Consider the following 19349-nt stretch of genomic DNA (forward strand, 5'->3'; position numbering starts at 1 on the left):
GCAGGGTGGTGCGGCGCGACCTAGCAAAACGATCTGGTGCAAGGTGCCTAAAATCAGCCTTGGGCTCTCGTTACGGTTGTGGATGGCAAATGTAGTCCGGTGCTACTTGAAGCCGGGCCTCGGGCGTCCTTTCATGCTGACCTGCGCCGCGAGCGCTCCCTGCCTGTCAGAAGCCTGCTTGGCCATCCGCAGTCCGTGATGCCTGAGCATGTTGTCTGCACGCTGCTGGATCAGCCTCTCCGTTTCGGAGACAATCCTGGCGTGGGAACTCGCTCGGGTTTGGATCTTCAAGAACTGGTTGTTAGCGACCACGCGCTGCTTCGAAAGTTCGATCACGATGGTTTCTTCATCAGGAGCAGCCGGTGCCAGCCAACCTCCTCAGCTTCCTCCCAAAAGTCAGCGCATTTTGATTTAACTCAAAGTGACCAACCGCGATGGGTGTTTGAATCCCTCATCGGCCCCGGCCTGTCGACGCTCGCCTGCAAGAGCATGGATGCCTGCACCGKGGGCGGCGCCCGGTGTGTGTCGGGCTGGACGGGTACCCAGAAAGCTGCGGCCTGGCCCTGTCATGAAGCCTGCCTGAGCCGGCGTTCGCCGCTCGGCTCAGGCGAGCCAGGGACATCCTGCCGCGCTCCAGAGGCTCGCCATGCCGGACGCTATCCGCTTGCACGACGAACGGGCCGCCTTTCGCGCTCTGGAGGTCTTGAACTGGCGCGATGGACCGGTTTGCCCGCATTGTGGGGAAAGGTCCCGCCTCGGACGCCTCAGCGGGCCAAGCAGTTCAATTGGCACGTGGAAATGCTATCATTGCCGAAAGCCTTTCTCGGTGAAGCACGGCACGATCTTTCACAACAGCCACGTCCCGCTCCATGTCTGGTTGCAGGGGCTTTACCTGCTGATGTCGAGCGGCCAACGCCTGAGTTTGCAAAAGCTCGGGCGAATTCTCGGCATCTCCGTCCGGACGGTCCGTCATCTGAAGGACAAAATCGCCGTAGGGCTCGCGGCGGAGAAAAGCCATCCCGATACTCCGCCTCCGGCGGCCTTGCCACATTTCGAAATCCGGGTCCCTCTGCCAGAATGCTCGTTACCGCCGAAACCAGGGCACGCGATCTATCGGGCACGCTACGAGCGTTTCCTCGCCGCTCTCGACAATCTTGCTGCACCGTGCAGCGATGCGGTTTTCTTTCAGGCTCTTCGGCGCTTGTTGTCGCACTCTTCGCGAACGGTCCCGTCACACTTCGCGTCAACCGTGGAGCAGCAGCTCGAATTGAGCCTGTTCGACGATCTCCAGCAACAGATCGGATGCTGCCGACAAGACGAGGCTAGGCTTTGGTAAGCCTCCGAGGCCGCGCCGACATCGGAAAATCAAGGCGCCTTGGCAAGAAGTGCGACGGCCATGTAGGCTCGTGCTTTCTTGGGTCGGTGGCGAGACGCTGCGCAGAGCGCGCGAACAGTTCATCCACTAATTTCGTCCGATCGCGAGACGGATCGATCAGTCTCGCGATCGTCGGACCGGACCAGGCTCGCGTCATATCGGCATGACGCTGCGCAAACGATAATCGGTCACAGCGAATGCCTTTGTCGGGTGGGCTGCGGACGTTTCCCGGCCCCCGACCTGAAATGCAGCGCGGCGTAGTGCAAATGCGTTTGGACATTCAGCCGATACGATCAATCGCTCCCTGCTGCCTTCGCCGCATCTGCACTACATGACCACTAGAACGGGTACCGAACTGCCTCGGAGGTCTGGCTGCCCAGCAAAAGGCGACGGAGCCCGCGTCGGCCGGTGCTATGGGGATTTCGCCGCGCGGCCTGGATTGAGGGCTTGCGCGCGGGAGCCGGCTGGCATGGGACGCGCCGGTCGGGGCGCGGGGAGCCGGGTTTTTTTCTGGGCGCAGGGTCGATCCGGGACGGACGCGAGCTCTGTCTGCGCCGTCGGGCCGCGCAGGGTCGCCCGCTCTCTGCCCGAGACCGGCCCTGTTCTGTCGAGATGGAGCCCCCGAGCCGTCGTCATGATGTGTCGATCCTGACGGCGAGGATGGTGTGCGGGGCAGAACCCGGAGCGAAGCGCTCGACGAGGATCATGCGGCCGCTGCAGCATGGGCACGGCGGAGGGTCTTCACCGCGGGGATCGTTCTGCTCGGCGCGAGCCTCTGCATTGTCGGCTTCAACGGGGCTGATCGGCGCCTGCGCCGCGATGATCTGCCGGACGTGGGCGATCGTGGGGGCCCGCCGGCTGGATGCGAGCAGGCCGTAGTGGCGGATGCGGTGGAAGCCGTCGGGCAGGACATGGAGCAGGAAGCGGCGGATGAACTCGTGCGCCGCCAGCGTCATGGTCCTGATCCAGGCCTTGCCGGACGAGCGGGCGCGATAGTCCTTCCAGCGGAACCTGACCCCGCGCCAATCCATGGCGACGAGGCGGCTGTTGGCGATGGCGACGCGGTGGGTGTAGCGGGCGAGATAGGCCAGGACGGCATCGGGACCGCCAAAGGGACGCTTGGCGTAGACGACCCAGTCGGCGCGGCGCAGCGGCGCCAGCAGAGCGGCGAAGGCATTGGCTTCAGCAAAGGGGACGAGCTCGCCATGGCAGGCGAGCCGCCCGGCTGCGTGCAGGTCAACGAGCCCTTCGAGGAAGAGCCGTCGGAACAGCCGCGAGAGCACGCGCACGGCAGAAAGAAGCCGGGCCTGCAAGCGATCCAGCCCGCGCCGTCGGCGCTGAGGCCGCCGCCGGGCGCGATGATGTGGAGCTGGGGATGGTGGGTCATCGCCGATCCCCAGGTGTGCAGCACTGAGGTGAAGCCGATGCGGGCGCCGAGATGCTTCGGGGCAGCGGCGATGCTGGTGAGCGTCTCGGCCGCGGCCCTGAACAGCAGGCCATAGACGGTGGCCTTGTTCTGGAAGGCGATGGCGGCGATCGGCGCCGGCAGGGTGAAGACGAGATGGTAGTAGGGCACGGGCAGCAGATCGGCCTGCCGGTGCGCGAGCCAGTCCTTCGCCGCCGCGCCCTGGCAGCGCGGGCAGCGGCGGTTGCGGCAGAAGCTATGGGGAGAGCGGCGAAGGCGTGAAATGGTGCCACCGTCGTTGCCAGAAACGAATGGATGTGCCCATGACCCCAATAAGTGATCTGAGCCGTTCCCTTGCTCCTTTTGATCAGAATACCACTCTGACAGCGGTCATTGAGCTGAGCGAGGCCAGCTGGCTCGTGGCTGGCTTGATTCCTGGTGTTGAGCGCGAACCCCTGAAGAAGCAGGAGCCCGATCCGATCGCACTCCTGCGGCTGCTGGAGCGTTGGCGGGTAGAGGCTGTGCGGGCAGGCAGGACGATTGGCAGATTACCGTCGCCTTTGAGGCGGGACGCGACGGGTTTTGGCTGGCGCGATGGCTGCAGGCTCGCGACATCGAGGTGCACGTTGTTCATTCGACCAGCGTCGCCGTGTCACGCGAGCATCGCCGAGCGAAGACCGATCGGCTGGACACGGCAATGCTCATGCGTGTGTTCCTGGGATGGCTACGCGGCGAGCGCGGGCACTGCCGGATGGTAGCGATCCCAACCCTCGAGCAAGAGGATGCCAAGCGTCCTAGCCGCGAACGGGAAAGCCTGGTCGGTGAGCGCACACGGATCGTCAACCGGATGAAGGCGGCCCTAGCCCGGCTCGGCATCCGCGGATTCAAGCCGACATTGCGAAAGGCGCCRCAACGGCTCGACGCTTTACGCACGCCGGAGGGCGTGCCGATCCCACCGAACACGCGCGACGAGATCCGACGCGACATGGTCCGGCTCGCGGTGGTGCGAGAACAAATCGATGTGATCGAACAGGCCCGCCTCGTGCGCCTGGAACAAGCACCGGCAGCGGGGCCACACGCCATGGTGCGCCTGTTGGCCCGCGTCGTCGGCGTCGGCCTGGAAACGGCGGACATGTTGGTTCAGGAGGTCTTGTCTCGAAACCTTCGAGACCGACGGGCCGTGGCCCGTTACGTTGGCCTTACGGGCTCGCCCGACGAGAGTGGCAAGCGACGACGGGAGAAGGGATTGGCCAAAGCGGGCAATGCCCGCGTGCGCCGCGGCTTGATCCAACTCGCGTGGCGGTTGTTGAGATTCCAGAAGGAAAGCGCGCTTGCGCAATGGTACCGGGCGCGGACCGATGGCCCGAAGGGCGCGCGTAAAACAACAATGATCGTGGCACTTGCTCGCAAACTTCTCATTGCACTGTGGCGCATGGTCACCATCGGTGAAGTCCCAGCGGGCGTCGTGTTGCGACAAACGCCCTAAACACACGGCTTGGTCCTCGCGTGACAGGTCGACTGTCGCGCCGAACCAGGTGTAGCGATTCGAGGTGGCGGTGACCCGAACAACTCCATGGCTCCAATGCCGTCGGCAGAATGGGCCCGCCGCCTCGGAGCCTTGCTGCCGAAGCCATTGACTGCTTCATGGTCCGGACCCGTTGCGGATCCAACCGAATACAAGGTCGCGGCGCAATGCTTTGCGCCTGATGGCAGGCTCCCCTCGAATTGTTCGCAGTACGCCCGGTCGAGGCCCAGACAGTCTGGAGGTTAGAAAGGCATGCGGAAAGCTTGACAGAAAAATCCCCATACAAGGAGTTGTAGGCGATCGTCGCGTGATCGCAGGCGCCGCAGCGCATGACATGGCCGCCGAGCGCAGCCGTCCGGCAGGCCCGGATCACCCCGATCACCTTGAGCTGGCCGCGGCTGAGACGATGGCGCGCGAGGAAGGCGTCGCCATGCCGGTTCAGGATATCCGCGACCTCCAATGGGGGCCGCGCCATGAGGCGCGGACCGTTACGGCGGTGGCGGCGGCGCCAGCAGGGCGAGCGGGCTTTCGACCTCGCGCAGCGTCCTGAGCGGTGGTGTCGAGCTTCCTGGGGCCGAGCAGGACCTGGATCACCCGGATATCGGTCTTCCGTTCCAGCAGATGCGTCGCGAAGCTGTGCCGCAGCGTGTGCATGGACACGCGCTTGTCGAGCTTCGCCGCCTCGGCCGCGGCATGGCAGGCCCGGTTGAGCTGGCGCGTCGTGACCGGCTGGCCCGGCTGCTGACCGGGGAAGAGCCAGCCGCGCGGCCGCTTCATCCGCCACCATTGCCGCAGCAGATCGAGCAGGTCGGGCGCCAGCATGACATAGCGGTCCTTGCGGCCCTTGCCCTGCTCGACCCGGATCAGCATGCGGGCGCTGTCGATGTCGGCGACCTTGAGGTGGGCGATCTCGGAGGCGCGCAGGCCGCAGCCATAGGCGATGCTGAGCGCCGCCTGGTCCTTCAGGCTGCGCGCGTGGGCCAGCAGAAGCGCGACCTCCTCGGTGCTCAGCACCACCGGCAGCCGCTCCGGCGTCGGGATCCGCGCGATGCGGTCACCGAAGCCGGCCCGGCCGAGCGTGACGTGGAAAAAGAATCGCAGCGCCATGCAGGCCTGATTCATCCGGGCATAGCTCGCGTCCAACGACGCCAGGTGCAGCTGGTAGCGACGCAGATCTTCTGGCTCGGCCCGGTCGGGCGAGCAGCCGAGGAAGGCCGTGAACGCGCGGACCTGCCGGACATAGTCGCGCTGCGTGTGCTCGCCGAACTGGCGGATCGTCATGTCCTCGATCATCCGCTGGCGCAGCGGGCTGACGGTGACGGGATCGGTCATGGAGGCCTCCAAGGATCAGGGGGAACGACCCCGAAATCCTCGGATGCAGCGCATGCGAAATCTCGCCGCGGACTACGCTGCAGCGCCCTCCCGCGAGAGCGGGTTAGTCCTATGGCGCATCCGGTCCTGGGGCGCGGCACTGGCGAACTTCGGCTATCCACCCGACCCGGCCGTTGCGCTCGCACTTCGGCTACCCGTCGGCCGTGCGCCATATGCGGAAGTTGGATTGCTGCCGGAAACCTGACTCTGCCACCGCTTCCACCTGGAACAACCGGTTGCGCCGATCAACCGGGCGGCCGTCCTCGACAAGCCGCCTGGCGCCGCTTGCCAGCAATACATCGACGAGGCGATCCCCTCGCACCGGCACGGCTCGGCAATGCTCTCCAGCGCAGCCTTCCAGCACGATACCGATCTTCTCTTCGGCCGAGAACTGTCGGCACGTCGCGCGCCGAATGTCCTTCACGCCCTGCTCTGCCGGCGCTTTCTTCGGCCCGGATTTCTGTCTCATCTTCGCTCCAAAATGGCTGCGATGATCCAGAAATCCTCCCTGCCCGAAAACCCCTAAATGGTCTCAAGGGCGCGGACGGCGGACACTTGAGCTGAGGCCGGGCCTCAGCGATAGACGAGCACCGGGATCTTGGAATGGGTCAGGACCTTCACCGTCTCGCTGCCGAGCACGATCGCGGCGATGCCGCGACGGCCGTGCGAGGCATGGCGATCAGGTCGCAACCTCGCTTGGCCGCGGTGTCGATAATCGCCTGATAAGGGTGCTCGTTCTCCACCTGGAGAGCATCGCTGGGCACATCCGCGGTCGCGGCCTTGTCCTGGGCCGGCCGCTGCGAGATATTGCTGCGCTCGCGCTTTGGTGCTCTCCCGATATTCTGCCAGCGTTGCGGTCACATGCCGGGTGCAGCAGCGAATACGTGAAAGGGCTGCGTGACAGTCAGGAACGTCAGTCGAGCCTTAAGGGATTTGGCGAGTTGTATGGCCCGATCGACAGCTTCGGCCGACAAGGGCGAACCGTCTGTGGGAACCAGAATGTGTTGGTACATTGCATCCTCCCCCGCGGCAGCAAAGCGCGAGTAGAGGCGTGGGCGTCACGCGTGCCGCACGAGGCTGCTCCCAATGAACAGCATATCGGTGTGGCAGGGGCCCAAAATAAGGGCGCTCCGCAACAAAGTGGTGGCACGCGTTTCTTGGCGAAGTGGCCCACAATATGCTTATTCCAATTTTCTCCATGAGCGCAGGGGCCGTCGGCTCGTCGATGAATGTTCATTTGAAAGCGGATTCAAGACGCCCTTCGGCATCGCGATTGATCGAGCATTTGCGAGATGTGGTCGGTTCCGAACGCAATGACACAACAGACGCCCAGCTTGGACTGGCGCTGTGTTTCGTCGCTGGCGCCGTGAATGCGGGCGGCTTTCTCGCCGTGGGCCAGTACACCTCTCATATGTCCGGCATGATCTCGTCCATGGCAGATAATCTTGCCCTGGGTGGCGTCGGTCTCGTGCTTGGCGGCATCGGCGCCTTCCTGTCGTTCGTCATCGGCGCGGCCTGCTCGGCGGTTTTGATCAACTGGGGCCGGCGGCATCATGCCGGCGGCCAATATGCCTTCCCGCTCCTGTTCGAGGCGGGGCTGCTTCTGAGCTTCGGCCTCATCGGCAGTGTCCGCGACCATGTGCCGTTTTTCCTGTTTGTCGCCGTGCCGCTCCTTTGCTTCATCATGGGGCTGCAGAACGCGATCATCACCAAGATCTCGCGCGCCCGCATGCGTACGACGCACATGACGGGCGTGGTCACGGATATCGGCATCGAGTTGGGGAAGCTGTTTTATTGGAACAGGACATCCGGCCCTGCTGACGGCCGCGTCCTGGCCGATCGCGCGAAGCTACGCTTGCTCGGTTCGTTGCTCGGTTCGTTCTTCGTCGGTGGCGTTGTGGGCGCCCTCGGCTTCAATCACCTTGGTTTCGTCACGACGATTCCGTTGGCGATCCTGCTCCTGCTGCTGGCGGGAGTGCCGATGCTAGCGGATTTCATCGGCAGGCGACGCGTGACGTCAAAGGCCGACGATCCTCGTGGGTGATCTCGGCCGCAGCCTCCGATCCGCTGGCCCTGGACATGTCCGAGCCGCATCGTTGGCAATGATCTGGATTGGCATTCCACCATCAGGATCGCTATCCTGATGGTGATTTGTGATGTTCGAGGCATCACTATTGATGCCGGGTGCAGTTCGCGGGCATCCGAATGGGAGCCCTCGCAACGGGACTGGGCAATGCGGACGTTGGGCTATTTCGACGGGGCGCATGGTACGATTTGCATCATAGAGGACAAGGCGACCGGGGCCCGCCGCTACTACGAAGGCAACGCATTCCAAAGCCATGCCCTGCCGAGCGGCGAAAGCTGTTTCACCTATGTTCACCTGATGAGCAATTTTCTTCGGCCGGCGACGAATGTGCTGTTGCTCGGATGCGCCGGCGGCACGCTCGCGACGATGCTGCACCGGCAGGGAAAGACGGTCACGACCGTCGACCATAATCCGCTCAGCTTCAGGCTCGCGCAGGAGTATTTCTGGATGCCGCCCGGGGTTCGCTGCGTCGTAGCCGATTTCAAGGACTTTCTCGGCGGAACGACTGGCTGCTTCGACGGCATCGCGATCGATGTCGGCGGCATGGACTTTCGGTTCGGGGACGCGTTCGATCGCCAGACCTGCCAGGCGTTGCGCCGTGCTCTGACGCATTCCGGGCGAATTGCGATGAATCTCCTGGTCGATCACGACCTGAATCCGCTGCCCGATCAGATCACGGCCGACCTGACAGGACCGGATCTGAATGGCTGGATCATCGACGAAGCCGTTGGAGAACCGGAACGCAACGCCGTCATCATGTGTGCGCCGGAGCGTCGGCTCGAGCTGGATGAGGACTCCTTTCCCGCGGTCATCGCCGCGGAATTCCAGAGCTGGTCCATCCGGCGCCCGCGGCTACGCTCGATCACGCTGCGTTCGGACTAAATCGTCCAAACGCAGCGTGATCGACTCTCATAGCTTAGAGCATGCTCTGGCGGCGGGCCGCGAGCGTCACAGCGAGGCGCCTGCCTTACCGTACACCATGAGTGCAAGCAGCCCCTTGAGCAATGCGACCGGGGTCGGCGGGCAGCCGGGAATGCGCAGGTCGACCGGAACGACCGCCGAGACGCCGCCGAGGCAGGCATAGCCGCTGGCGAAGACGCCGCCATCGCAAGCGCAGGCTCCGGCGGCCACGACCCATTTGGGCGCGGGAGTCGCTTGGTAGGTCCTCAGCAGAGCTTCGCTCATGTTCCTGGTGACGGGCCCGGTCACGAGCAGGACGTCGGCATGCCGCGGCGAGGCGACGAACCTCAATCCAAAACGCTCCAGATCGTAGAAGGCGTTGCCGAGGGCATGGATCTCAAGTTCGCAGCCATTGCACGAGCCGGCATCGACCTGCCGGATGGACAGGCTGTGGCCGAGCCTGGTTCGGGTGGCGTGGTCGAGCTGGGCTGCGAGCGCGGCGATCTCGGCGTCGGCCTCGCTGCGGATGGGTTCGGTGAGCGGGGCCTTGACGAGGCTTTCGAACAGGATCTTCCGCATGGCGCCTACCTAGAGGTCGTGCCCGGAATAGGAGCAGTTGAACGATTTGTTGCAGAGGGGGAAATCGGCGACGATGTTGCCCTCGATCGCCGCCTCCAGCACAGGCCACTGGAACCAGGACGGATCGCGCAAATGGCAGCGGTCGACGCTCCCGTCGGCCCGCAGGCGCAGCCAGGCGAGAACATCGCCACGGAACCCTTCGACCAGCGCCAGACCCTCGGCAGGCTTGCCCGTCGCTCCCAAAGGCGCGCGCAGCTCGCCGCCCGCCGGTAAGGCGTCGAGAATCTGCTCGATCAGTGCGAGGCTCTGCAGGACCTCCTGGATGCGGATCCAGACCCGTGCATTGACATCGCCATCGCCGCGCACGGGAACATCGAAGCGCAAACTGTCATAGGGCGCATAGGCGAGGTCGCGGCGGGCATCGAAGTTCCGCCCGGATGCCCGACCGACATAGCCTCCGCAACCATAGTGCCGGGCCAGCGTCGGGCTGAGAAACCCGGTTCCGACCGTCCTGTCCTGAAGCGAGGCGGTATTGTCATAGAGCTCKACCAGCGCCGGAAAGGCCTTCCCGGCGATACCGGCCAATTCGCGGATTTGCCCGGCGCCCTCCGCAGTGAGATCTGCAGCGCTGCCGCCGGGCACGATGCAGTCCATCATCAGGCGGTGCCCGAAGCAGGCAGCCGCGGTCCGCAGCACGCGCTCGCGCAGGACGCTGGTATGGGCATGCAGGAGCGCGAAGGCGGCGTCGTTGCAGATCGCGCCGATATCTCCGAAATGATTGGCGAGACGCTCGAGCTCGGCCATCAGGGCCCGCAGCCAGACGGCGCGCGGCGGCACGTCGACGCCAAGCGCCGTTTCGACGGCCCGGGCGAATGCGAACGCATAGGCGACCGTGCTGTCGCCCGAGGTGCGGCCGGCGAGGCGCGCGGCCTGTTCGATGGAGGCGCCCGCCATCAGCGACTCGATGCCCTTGTGGGTGTAACCCAGCCGCTCCTCGAGCCGCACCACCGTCTCGCCATTGGCGGTGAAGCGAAAATGGCCCGGCTCGATGATGCCTGCGTGCACCGGGCCGACCGGAATCTGATGCAAGCCTTCGCCTTCCGCGCCGAGGAATGGATAGGCTGCCGGCTCTCCGGCTGCTTCGGTATGGTGAGCCAATGGCTTGCGCAGCTCCCACCGACCATGATCGAGCCAGGGCCGTGCATCCGGCAGCCCCGCCGGCTCGATCCCGAACAGATCCCGGAGCGTGCGCTCCAGGCGGAGGGCCGGAGGATGGACCTGGCTGACCGAGGGGACCGGTCCCTCGGTCAGCGGCATCGTGACAACAACGACGCTTCCTCCGTCCTCGTCGAGGAGGGCCATGTGAACCGCTTCGGCCTCCCCCCAAAGCCCGAGCAAGGTGCAATGCCCTTGGGCAAGCCACAACATCACGGTCTGCCAGAGGGATTGGCTCACCACGACCCGCGGGCATGGTCGATGCGCTTCGATCAGGCGGCCGGTCGCGACCATGTCGAGCAGCGTCGGCATCCGCTCAGTCCTCCCATCCTATCCGAGCAAGCTTGCGACGTGCCGGAACCAAGCGACGAGCGGTGGCGGCAGGTAGATGCCCGCCATCAGGACGAGGCCGAGATGTCCTATCATCGGCAGATAGGATGCCTGCACCGGCTCGCTGCTGCCAGTGGGCTCGCCGAATGCCAGCCCATGCACCCGCAGCAGAAGGGCGCCGAAAGCGACGAGCAATCCCACGACCAGCGGCAACGCAAGCAAGGGCTCGCGGGCGAAGGTCGAGCTGACCACCAGGAACTCGCTCATGAAAATGCCGAGCGGGGGCATTCCGGCGATGGCGACGACACCGACGACGAGGCCCCAGCCGAGGAGAGGGTGGGTCACCGTCAGGCCGCTGATGTCGGCGATCTTCTGCGTGCCCTTGGCTTGGGCAATATGGCCAACGGCGAAAAAGATCGCCGATTTTGTCAGGCTGTGCATCGTCATGTGCAGAAGGCCTGCGAAATTGGCCAGCGGCCCGCCCATGCCGAATGCGAACACGATGATGCCCATGTGCTCGATCGACGAATAGGCGAACATCCGTTTGATGTCGCGGCGGCGATAGAGCATGAAGCCCGCGAACACGAGCGAGATCAGGCCCAGCGTGACCATCAACGGTCCGGGCGTCAGCGCCGCCGGATTGGCCGCGAGCAGCAGCTTGAAACGCAGGACGGCATAGAGCGCGACATTGAGCAGCAGGCCGGAAAGCACGGCTGAAATCGGCGTCGGACCCTCGGCATGGGCATCCGGCAGCCAGGCGTGCAATGGTGCCAGGCCCACTTTGGTGCCGTAGCCGAGCAGCAGGAAAACGAAGGCGAGGTTGAGCAGCGCGGGATCGAAGGTAGAGACGCGTTGGATCAGCACGCTCCAAACCATGCCGTCGAGACCTTCGCCGACCACGGGGCGGGCGGCCATATAGACGAGGATCGTCCCGAAGAGCGCGAGCGCGATGCCGACGCTGCCGAGGATGAAGTATTTCCAGGCCGCCTCGATCGCGGCGTCGGTGCGGTAAATGCCGACCATGATTACCGTGATGAGCGTCGCCATCTCGATCGCCACCCACATCAGGCCGATATTATTGGCCACCAGCGCCAGGTTCATGGCGAACAGCAGGGCCTGATACATGGCGTGGTAGAAGCGCAAATGAGCCGGGGTGAGCCGCTCCGTCTCCAACTCGTGGGCGATGTAACTGGCGCTGAAGACGCTGGTGGTGAAGCCGACGAAAGTGTTGAGAACGACGAAGACGATGTTGAGATCGTCGACCAGGATGTAGGGACCGGGCTCGGGCTTCGACGCGAACAGGGACAGCGCCGCGAGGAGGGTCAGGAAGGCCGAGAGCATGTTGAGCCGCGCCGACAGGCGATAGCCTGGCAACAGCGCGAGCAAGACGGCCGTCGCGGCGGGAACGACCAGGATCAGGGTGACGCCGTCGACCGGAACCGGGTTCATCGCTGGTCCCCGCGGAAGCGATCGAGCGCGTGGACATCGACGGTGTCGAAGCGTTCGCGAATGCGAAACAGGAAGATGCCGATGACGATGAAGGCGACGAGAACGGAAAAGGCCACGCTGATCTCGACCACCAACGGCATGCCCTTGGCGCCGGTCGCGGCGAGGATCAGTCCGTTCTCCAGCGACATGAAGCCGACGACCTGACTGACCGCATTGCGGCGCGTCACCATCATCAGCAGGCCGAGCAAGATGACGGATAGGGCAAAGGCCAGGTCTTCCCGCGCGAGCGGGTCGGCGTCGGCCGTCACCTTCAGCATGACCACCATGGACAGGGCGACAAGTCCGATGCCCGCCAGCATGGTGGGGCCGATGCTGACGACGTTCTCGATCTCGCGGTGGATGCCGAGCCGGGCGATGATCCTATGCAGCGCGACCGGGATCACGATCGCTTTGACGATAAGTGCGATCATCGCGGTGATGTAGAGATGCGGGGCACCCTGGACCCAGGCCTGCCAGGCAACCGACAAGGCGAGTACGGTCGCCTGCAGGGCGAACACGTTGAGAAGCGCGTAGAGACGGTCCTGATACAGCAGCATCAGGCTGACCAGCACCAGGCCGCCAGCGAGCAAATGGGCGATATCGAAGGCCAGGTTGCCCATCTAGAGGCTCCGCGACACGAAGAGCAGCAAGGTCCCGAGCAGACCGAGCATGAGGGCGGCTCCAAGGAAGTCCGGCACGCGGAAGACCCGCATCTTGGCGATGGTGGTCTCGAACAGGGCGAGCAGAAAGCCGCCGAGGGCAAGCTTGGCTATATAGGCCGCGACGCCTGCGATCTGGGCGCTTGCGCTGGCACCGGGCGGCGCCAGGCCCCGGGGCAGGAACACGCAGCTGATCAGCGACATGTAGAGCAGGAGCTTCAGCGAGGCCGCGAACTCGATCATGGCGAGATGACGCCCGGAATATTCCAGCACCATCGCCTCGTGGACCATGGTCAGTTCGAGATGTGTCGCCGGATTATCGATCGGGATGCGCGCGTTTTCGGCGATGGCCACCATCACGAGGGCGACGAGCGCAAGCGCGAGCGAAACCCGCACGCCGACCGACGGGGACAACATGAAGCCCGCGACGTTCGAGAGCTGGGTCGATCCGGCGAGGAGCGCCAGCGTGAACACGATCATGATCATTGCAGGCTCGGCGAGCGTCGCGATCATCACCTCCCGGCTCGAGCCGATGCCGCCGAAGCTGGTGCCGACATCCATCCCTGCGAGGGCCAGAAAGAACCGCGCGCTGCCGAGCAGGGCGATGATCGCGATCAGGTCGGCGGACCAGCTGAACAGCAGGCCGGCCGCGAAGGTCGGCACGAGCGCAGCGGCCACCCAAGTCGCCGCGAAGATCAGGTAGGGGATCACCCGAAAGAGCCAGGACGCGCTTTCGGCAAGGATCACCTCCTTGCGCAGCAGCCGCAGGAGATCCCGGTAAGGCTGCACGATCGGCGCGCCGCGGCGGCGCAGCAGCCGCGCCTTCACCTTGCGGACGAAGCCGGTGAGCAACGGCGCCAGCAGCAGAACCAGCAGCATCTGCGCGCCCTGAATGGCGAGATCCGCGATCACGACCATAGCGCCAGCACCAGCAGAAGGAAGACGAGGGCGGAGAAGACCAGGCTGAGATATTGGCGGATGGTCAGGAACTGAAACCGGTTGAGCCGCTCGGCCGCGACGGAGACGGCGCTGGTGACGGGGATATAGATCAGCTCCCAGGCGAGATCGCGCAGATCGACCTGGAACCGGGCCGGACGCAGGTCTCCCGGCGGAGGCATCTCGACGCGTTCCCGGGCCTGAAAGGCGTAGCCGCCGAAGACGCGGCGGATCGGCTGGGCGAAGCTGCTGGCGGTGTATTGCGTCGCCGGGCTGGATTGCGGAAAGCCGCAATCCCATGCCGGTCCGCGGCGCAGCGCATGCGAGGCCAGGCGGTGGATGGCGTAGGCCGCGAGCGAAGCGGACGCCGCGATGAAGCAGAAGACCAGGAGGCCGTTATAGGAGCTCCGGCTTTCGGCGATTGGCACGATCGAGAGCCAGCCGATTCCGGCCTGTGTCGGCATCCGGCCGCCCACGACGCCCTGCACCACGGGCGCGATGGCGTCGATCACGAAACCGGGCAGGATTCCGGCGAGAATGCACAGTCCGGCGAGGATGACCATTGCACTGAGCGAGAAGCGGTCGACCTCCGCGGCCTGTTCCGCTGCCGGCGTGCGGGGCCGGCCGAGAAAGACGATCCCGAAGACCCGGACGAAGCAGGCTGCGGCGAGCGCGGCTGATAGGGCAAGCATCGCTCCGACGGCAGGCACGAGCAGCTTCAGTCCCCATAGCGGAAGCTGCGGGCTGAGCAGGACCGCCTGGAAGGCGAGCCATTCGGAGGCGAAGCCGTTCAGGGGCGGCAGGGCTGAGATCGCGGCGCAGGCCACCAGCACCACGGCGCTGGTGACAGGCATGCGGTGGATCAGCCCCCCGAGATCCTCCATCTGGCGCTTGCCGGTCGCGGTGAGCACGGCGCCGGCTCCGAAGAACAGAGCACTCTTGAAGAGAGCGTGGTTGAAGGCATGGAACAGCGCCGCGGTCAGCGCCAGCGCGCCCGCCGCGGACAGGTCGTTCGCGCGGAAGGCGAGTGCGAGGCCAAGCCCGACGAAGATCAGGCCGATATTCTCGATCGTACTGTAGGCGAGCACACGCTTGAGATCATTCTCCATCAGCGCATGGAGGACGCCGAGCACGGCGGTCCAGCCGCCGATCGCCAGAACGGGAAAACTCCACCACCAGGCTGTCGGGCCGAGCAGGTCGAAAACGATCCGGATGAAGCCATAGACCGCGACCTTGGTCATCACCCCGCTCATCAGCGCCGAGACGTGGCTCGGCGCAGCCGGATGGGCGAGCGGCAGCCAGACGTGCAACGGCACCAGGCCGGCTTTCGAGCCTGCGCCGAGCAGTGCAAGGCCGAGGACGAGCCCGGCGGGCAGCGGTAGGAGATGGTGAGCACGGATCGATGCGAAAGCGTAGCTTCCGTCCGGCCCCGCCAGCAGGCCGAAGGCAAGCAGCAGGGCGAAGGTGCCGAAACTCGCCATCACGATGTAGACGTAGCCGGCGCGAATATTATCGCGCTCCTGGTGATGCGCCATGACCAGCGCCCAGGATGCAAGCGACATGAATTCCCAGGACAGCAGGAAACTGAAGGCGTCATCCGCCAGGAGGACGAGATTCATGCCGGCAAGGAACGCTGGAAAGAATGGCAGCACGCGTTGCGGGGCGTGCTCGTGCTGGCCGTAGCCGATACCGTAGAGGCTAGTGACCGCTCCGCCGAGATTGATCACGGCCAGGAAGAAGGCCGACAGCGCGTCCATGCGGAAATGCGCGCCGATCCAGGGCAGGCCAAGAGGCAATACGACGCCGGGTGATGCGCCGGCCCCCTCGACAAGATGGAGCAGCGCCGTGATCAGCGCGATGGCACTGGCGATGCCGGCCGCGCCATAGACGATGCGTGACCCTTGGCGCCAATTGCTTGCGACGATGCCGACCCCCGCGATGCCCAGCAGCGCCGCCACGCACCACAGTCCGACGATCGTGACCATCGCGCTTGCTCCTAGGCTGCTCTAGCCTTGGCCGTCTGCGGCATTTTGCGGGAGTGTGGTTCGGCACTGGCGGCAGCTTCCTTGAGCCGAACGCCGCGCCCCTCACCCTGACTCGGCGCTCCTTCTCCGATGAGTTCGATTCCGGCCGTGTTCAGCGCGCCGACCAGCTTCATCAGTGAATCGACATTCCCGCGGATCACACCGTCGCTGCCTTCCATGCGCTGGATCGTCGGCACAGAAAGCTGGGACAGCGCTGCAAGGCCGCGCTGATCGATCCCGAGAAGGGCGCGTGCGGCCCTTAGTTGCGCTCCGGTGATCATGGGCTTGCCAGTGATAGCTGCGCACCGAATGTCGAAAATAATTTGTACGCCCTGAGGAGCTTTGCTTCAACTATGGCTTTCGATGTCTAGAGCATCAAACTGCAGGACCATTCGTTGACGTGGAGCAACGCCAAATGGCCAAGCCTGAGGGATTGATGAGCTTCTGGGCGTACGGCTCGCACCTCAGTGCAGATTCCTTGACCCGAGCGCGAGCGACCATCGGAGCAATTCGCAATAGGTCCAACTTGGATGCCGCCTGTGTGATTATGTTCGTTCAACTATATAGGCGGTGAGGGAGAGGCGATGCTTAAGGATATTCGGACTGGTATAATCCTGGTTGCAGCAATTGCGCTCTCCTGGGGTGCAATTTACATTTTAATGGGCGTCACACCCATCTCTGCTGTCTTGGCTGCTGTTATTGCAGGCGCCATTCGAATTTATGCTGCCAGGTAATGACTTTAACCGATACCAGAATATGTTGTTTATTGGTGATTGTGAGTCGATTTCTGCCGCGCATGAATATTGGATACGTTTGAGGTTCATGAGGCTTGATTCTGTGCGAACGTTGCTGGAATCATGGACTTGCCATTGAATGCTATGCGCCGAATGTCGATTTGAGACGCCCGGCGACCCGCAGTCGTCACAATGAAACCAGTCCTGTCTCAACTTGCCCCTCCGGGAAACGCTCATCGACACTGCGGCGACCATCGCGCCGCGTGTCATCGTCCGGCAGGGCAAATGACTGGTCCCTGAACACTACGCATCGACGAGAGCCTGTGCCGTGCCGAATTGTTCCCGGCCGAGCGCGCGGTACAGGCGGATAGGGCGCGCGACCAAGAAGTTGATTGAGATCAACCAGCCCATGCTCGAGGTGCATATAGTCCCGCCGCAACGAGCATAGATCAGCAGTCATTGCACATCGGATAATGCCCGCACGCGATGCGCGCTAGGGAGGCGCATATGACGGGAAAAACCTACGCGGAATGGCTGAAACAGCTAGAGAAACTGGAGCGAGAGCAACTCCGCCACTATGCCGCCAACCGTCAGAAGGAAGGCGACGCCGTTGGCAAACAGATCGAACAATGGATCTGCGGCGGGCGCGCGCACGGTTTCTGCACGCCAGACGGGCGGCCATTGCCCAAATGGCCACGCCCATGTTGAGCAGACGGCGCGGCGCAAGGCCGCTTTCGATTGAGGGCGAGAACGCCGCATGAGCGGCGGGGTCAGGATGCAAAGCCTCAACTGCCCACAAGCAGACGCTGCGAAGGGCAGCTAAGGGCCAGAGAATGCCCTGAGCGGCGAGCGGCAACCAAACAATTCTCACGTGTTGTAGCCCCATTCATTTCCCCAGATCATGACCGAGTGCCCCGTCGAGACCGCCCGGTACTGGCGGTCTGGTGGCTCGAAATCGGCCGGCCTGATCGGGCTCCTGATCTCTGCGTTCGAGACGAACCGGGGTTGATGGCGGCGGGCGGGATCCGCAATCGGGACCGCAGCGAGCAATCGTTTCGTATAGGGATGCTGCGGGTTGCCGAAGATCGCGGCGCGGGGCCCGATTTCGACGATCTCGCCGAGATACATGACCGCGACCCGGTGGCTGAGCCGCTCCACCACGGCCATGTCGTGCGAGATGAACACGTAGCTCAACCCCATCTGGGCTTGCAGATCGAGCATCAGGTTGACGACCTGGGCCTTTACCGAGACGTCCAGCGCCGAAACGGACTCGTCGGCGACGATCAGGCGCGGTTCGAGCGCCAGCGCGCGGGCAATGCAGATGCGCTGGCGCTGCCCTCCCGAAAACTCGTGAGGGTAGCGGCGGGCCATGTCGGCCTGCAGGCCGACACGCTCCAGCAGGTCCGCGACCTTGTCTCGGGCTCCAGCCCGCGTGGCGAGACCATGGATGACGAGTGGCTCGGCGATCGCCGCACCCACCGTCTCGCGCGGGTTGAGGCTTCCGAACGGATCCTGGAAGATCATCTGGATGCGCCGGCGCTGCTCGCGCAATTCGTCCGCCCCCAGCTTCAGCACGTCCACGCCGTCGAGGAGGATCGAGCCGGCCTCGGGCTCGACCAGCCGCAACAGGGAGCGCCCGGTCGTCGACTTGCCGCAGCCGGATTCCCCGACCAGCGCCAGTGTCTCTCCCGAGCGGACATCGAAGGAGACATTCTCGACCGCATGGACCCGCCCCGTGACGCGGCCGCGGATGGCGGAACGGATGGGGAAGCGCGTCGTCAGGTTGTTGACCTCCAGAACAGAGCGCTCGTGATCCTTCACGGTATCGGGCACCTCGACCGGGACATCCGACGTACCGGTGCTGCGATCGACGATCGGGAAGCGCATGGGCCGCTCGCGGCCGTTCATCGAGCCGAGCTTCGGCACGGCCGCGAGAAGCGCCTTGGTGTAGGGATGTTGCGGCTGCCGGAAGATTTCGGCCGTGGGGCCGGACTCGACCGCCTCGCCGTTGTACATCACCACGGTTCGATCGGCGATTTCGGCGACCACCCCCATATCGTGTGTGACGAAGAGGATCGACATGCCCTCTTCCTGCTGAAATTCCTTTATGAGCTCCAGGATCTGCGCCTGGATAGTGACATCGAGGGCCGTGGTCGGTTCGTCTGCGATCAGGAGCTTCGGCTTGCAGGCGAGTGCCAGGGCGATCATCACGCGCTGGCGCATGCCTCCCGACAATTCAAAGGGGTACTGATCGAGACGACGCTCCGGATCCGAAATGCGGACCTTCCGCAGCATGTCCAAAGCGAGGTCGCGCGCTTCCGATTGCGAACAATCCCGATGCGCCAGGATCGCCTCGGCAATCTGATCGCCGATCCGATAGACCGGGTTGAGGCTGGTCATCGGCTCCTGGAAGATCATCGCGATGTCGCTGCCGCGGAGCGAGCAGGCTGTCTCCTCCGAGAGCCGGGCGAGATCGTAGGTTCTGCCCGATTTCGCAGCGAATTCGATCCGCCCGCCGGTCACGCGCGCAACGCCTTTCGGCAGAAGCCCCATGATTGACAGGCTGGTGACCGACTTGCCCGAACCGGACTCGCCGACCACCGCAAGGGTCTCGCCGCGCCGCAGATCGAAGGAGATGTCCTTCACCGCGGCCACCGCGCCGTTCGGCGTGGCGAATTCGGTTCGCAGCCCCGCTACGGAAAGCTGGACGTCCTGGGGAAGA

15 protein-coding genes and 5 pseudogenes are annotated in these 19349 nt (G+C 64.2%); 5 read left to right on the forward strand and 15 right to left on the reverse strand.

Annotated features, from left to right (window positions below; all coding sequences use genetic code 11):
• Positions 1-102 precede the first annotated feature (102 nt).
• Entirely contained in the window at positions 103-336 is a 234-nt protein-coding gene (locus AC1DIO_RS20715) for a hypothetical protein (protein WP_476767999.1), read from the reverse strand.
• 310 nt (positions 337-646) lie between these two features.
• Here AC1DIO_RS20715 and AC1DIO_RS20720 point away from each other — a divergent pair, with 310 nt between their 5' ends.
• A complete protein-coding gene (locus tag AC1DIO_RS20720; protein WP_476834152.1) occupies positions 647-1336 on the forward strand; it encodes a transposase in 690 nt (229 codons plus the stop codon).
• 671 nt (positions 1337-2007) lie between these two features.
• Here the strand turns inward: AC1DIO_RS20720 and AC1DIO_RS20725 are convergent.
• A pseudogene (locus AC1DIO_RS20725) lies at positions 2008-3035 on the reverse strand (IS91 family transposase); the annotation flags it as partial.
• Positions 3036-3103: 68 nt separating this feature from the next.
• On the opposite strand from AC1DIO_RS20725, the pseudogene AC1DIO_RS20730 reads away from it, so the two are divergent.
• Positions 3104-4266: pseudogene (locus AC1DIO_RS20730) on the forward strand (IS110 family RNA-guided transposase).
• Between the two features lie 325 nt (positions 4267-4591).
• On the opposite strand, the pseudogene AC1DIO_RS20735 reads toward AC1DIO_RS20730, so the two are convergent.
• From AC1DIO_RS20735 to AC1DIO_RS20755, 5 genes and pseudogenes are all read right to left on the reverse strand, one after another.
• Positions 4592-4780: pseudogene (locus tag AC1DIO_RS20735) on the reverse strand (transposase zinc-binding domain-containing protein); the annotation flags it as partial.
• Positions 4744-5637: a tyrosine-type recombinase/integrase gene (locus AC1DIO_RS20740; RefSeq protein WP_476768000.1), complete on the reverse strand. Its 894-nt coding sequence runs from the start codon at positions 5635-5637 to the stop codon at positions 4744-4746. The gene AC1DIO_RS20740 and the pseudogene AC1DIO_RS20735, both read right to left, overlap by 37 nt.
• Before the next feature lie 333 nt (positions 5638-5970).
• Positions 5971-6145, reverse strand: a pseudogene (locus AC1DIO_RS20745) (IS3 family transposase); the annotation flags it as partial.
• 104 nt (positions 6146-6249) lie between these two features.
• A complete protein-coding gene (locus tag AC1DIO_RS20750) occupies positions 6250-6366 on the reverse strand; it encodes a universal stress protein (RefSeq protein ID WP_476768001.1) in 117 nt (38 codons plus the stop codon).
• Positions 6367-6533: 167 nt separating this feature from the next.
• Complete coding sequence (locus tag AC1DIO_RS20755; protein ID WP_476768002.1) at positions 6534-6689, reverse strand: universal stress protein; 156 nt, start codon at positions 6687-6689, stop codon at positions 6534-6536.
• Between the two features lie 212 nt (positions 6690-6901).
• Between AC1DIO_RS20755 and AC1DIO_RS20760 the strand changes: the two are divergent.
• Together AC1DIO_RS20760 and AC1DIO_RS20765 are read left to right on the forward strand one after the other, a co-directional pair.
• A pseudogene (locus AC1DIO_RS20760) lies at positions 6902-7669 on the forward strand (YoaK family protein); the annotation flags it as partial.
• Between the two features lie 240 nt (positions 7670-7909).
• Positions 7910-8644: a spermidine synthase gene (locus AC1DIO_RS20765; RefSeq protein ID WP_476768003.1), complete on the forward strand. Its 735-nt coding sequence runs from the start codon at positions 7910-7912 to the stop codon at positions 8642-8644.
• Between the two features lie 66 nt (positions 8645-8710).
• On the opposite strand, the gene AC1DIO_RS20770 is transcribed toward AC1DIO_RS20765, so the two are convergent.
• The 7 genes from AC1DIO_RS20770 to AC1DIO_RS20800 are packed head-to-tail and all read right to left on the reverse strand — an operon-like array spanning position 8711 to position 16174.
• Positions 8711-9241, reverse strand: a complete 531-nt coding sequence (locus AC1DIO_RS20770) for an NADH-quinone oxidoreductase subunit B family protein (RefSeq protein ID WP_476768004.1) — start codon at positions 9239-9241, stop codon at positions 8711-8713.
• Positions 9242-9250: 9 nt separating this feature from the next.
• Positions 9251-10768, reverse strand: a complete 1518-nt coding sequence (locus tag AC1DIO_RS20775) for a hydrogenase large subunit (RefSeq protein ID WP_476768005.1) — start codon at positions 10766-10768, stop codon at positions 9251-9253.
• A gap of 18 nt (positions 10769-10786) precedes the next feature.
• Positions 10787-12235: a hydrogenase 4 subunit F gene (locus AC1DIO_RS20780; protein WP_476854017.1), complete on the reverse strand. Its 1449-nt coding sequence runs from the start codon at positions 12233-12235 to the stop codon at positions 10787-10789.
• Positions 12232-12894: a hydrogenase-4 component E gene (locus AC1DIO_RS20785; protein ID WP_476834149.1), complete on the reverse strand. Its 663-nt coding sequence runs from the start codon at positions 12892-12894 to the stop codon at positions 12232-12234. Before AC1DIO_RS20785 ends, AC1DIO_RS20780 begins: the two co-directional genes overlap by 4 nt.
• Positions 12895-13851, reverse strand: a complete 957-nt coding sequence (locus tag AC1DIO_RS20790) for a respiratory chain complex I subunit 1 family protein (RefSeq protein ID WP_476854018.1) — start codon at positions 13849-13851, stop codon at positions 12895-12897.
• Positions 13842-15854, reverse strand: a complete 2013-nt coding sequence (hyfB, locus tag AC1DIO_RS20795) for a hydrogenase 4 subunit B (RefSeq protein WP_476768009.1) — start codon at positions 15852-15854, stop codon at positions 13842-13844. The genes AC1DIO_RS20790 and hyfB overlap by 10 nt, the downstream gene beginning before the upstream one ends.
• An 11-nt stretch (positions 15855-15865) precedes the next feature.
• Positions 15866-16174 carry a helix-turn-helix domain-containing protein gene (locus AC1DIO_RS20800; RefSeq protein WP_476768010.1) on the reverse strand — a complete coding sequence of 103 codons (309 nt, stop codon included), beginning with the start codon at positions 16172-16174 and terminating at the stop codon, positions 15866-15868.
• Positions 16175-17134: 960 nt separating this feature from the next.
• Between AC1DIO_RS20800 and AC1DIO_RS20805 the strand changes: the two genes are divergently transcribed.
• A complete protein-coding gene (locus tag AC1DIO_RS20805; RefSeq protein ID WP_476768011.1) occupies positions 17135-17335 on the forward strand; it encodes a hypothetical protein in 201 nt (66 codons plus the stop codon).
• Between the two features lie 159 nt (positions 17336-17494).
• Here AC1DIO_RS20805 and AC1DIO_RS20810 read toward each other — a convergent pair whose 3' ends face one another.
• Positions 17495-19315, reverse strand: coding sequence for an ABC transporter ATP-binding protein (locus tag AC1DIO_RS20810; RefSeq protein WP_476854035.1), 1821 nt, complete (start codon positions 19313-19315; stop codon positions 17495-17497).
• Positions 19316-19349 lie beyond the last annotated feature (34 nt).

Source organism: Allobosea sp. 05T439 (assembly GCF_056396005.1).

What these genes read in the sequence shown, in the direction of transcription:
- AC1DIO_RS20720 (WP_476834152.1), top strand. Translation starts at nt 647, where the DNA reads ATGCCGGACGCTATCCGCTTGCACGACGAACGGGCCGCCTTTCGCGCT.
- AC1DIO_RS20740 (WP_476768000.1), bottom strand. Translation starts at nt 5,637, where the DNA reads ATGACCGATCCCGTCACCGTCAGCCCGCTGCGCCAGCGGATGATCGAG.
- AC1DIO_RS20755 (WP_476768002.1), bottom strand. Translation starts at nt 6,689, where the DNA reads ATGTACCAACACATTCTGGTTCCCACAGACGGTTCGCCCTTGTCGGCC.
- AC1DIO_RS20765 (WP_476768003.1), top strand. Translation starts at nt 7,910, where the DNA reads ATGCGGACGTTGGGCTATTTCGACGGGGCGCATGGTACGATTTGCATC.
- AC1DIO_RS20770 (WP_476768004.1), bottom strand. Translation starts at nt 9,241, where the DNA reads ATGCGGAAGATCCTGTTCGAAAGCCTCGTCAAGGCCCCGCTCACCGAA.
- AC1DIO_RS20780 (WP_476854017.1), bottom strand. Translation starts at nt 12,235, where the DNA reads ATGAACCCGGTTCCGGTCGACGGCGTCACCCTGATCCTGGTCGTTCCC.
- AC1DIO_RS20785 (WP_476834149.1), bottom strand. Translation starts at nt 12,894, where the DNA reads ATGGGCAACCTGGCCTTCGATATCGCCCATTTGCTCGCTGGCGGCCTG.
- AC1DIO_RS20790 (WP_476854018.1), bottom strand. Translation starts at nt 13,851, where the DNA reads ATGGTCGTGATCGCGGATCTCGCCATTCAGGGCGCGCAGATGCTGCTG.
- hyfB (WP_476768009.1), bottom strand. Translation starts at nt 15,854, where the DNA reads ATGGTCACGATCGTCGGACTGTGGTGCGTGGCGGCGCTGCTGGGCATC.
- AC1DIO_RS20800 (WP_476768010.1), bottom strand. Translation starts at nt 16,174, where the DNA reads ATGATCACCGGAGCGCAACTAAGGGCCGCACGCGCCCTTCTCGGGATC.
- AC1DIO_RS20805 (WP_476768011.1), top strand. Translation starts at nt 17,135, where the DNA reads ATGACGGGAAAAACCTACGCGGAATGGCTGAAACAGCTAGAGAAACTG.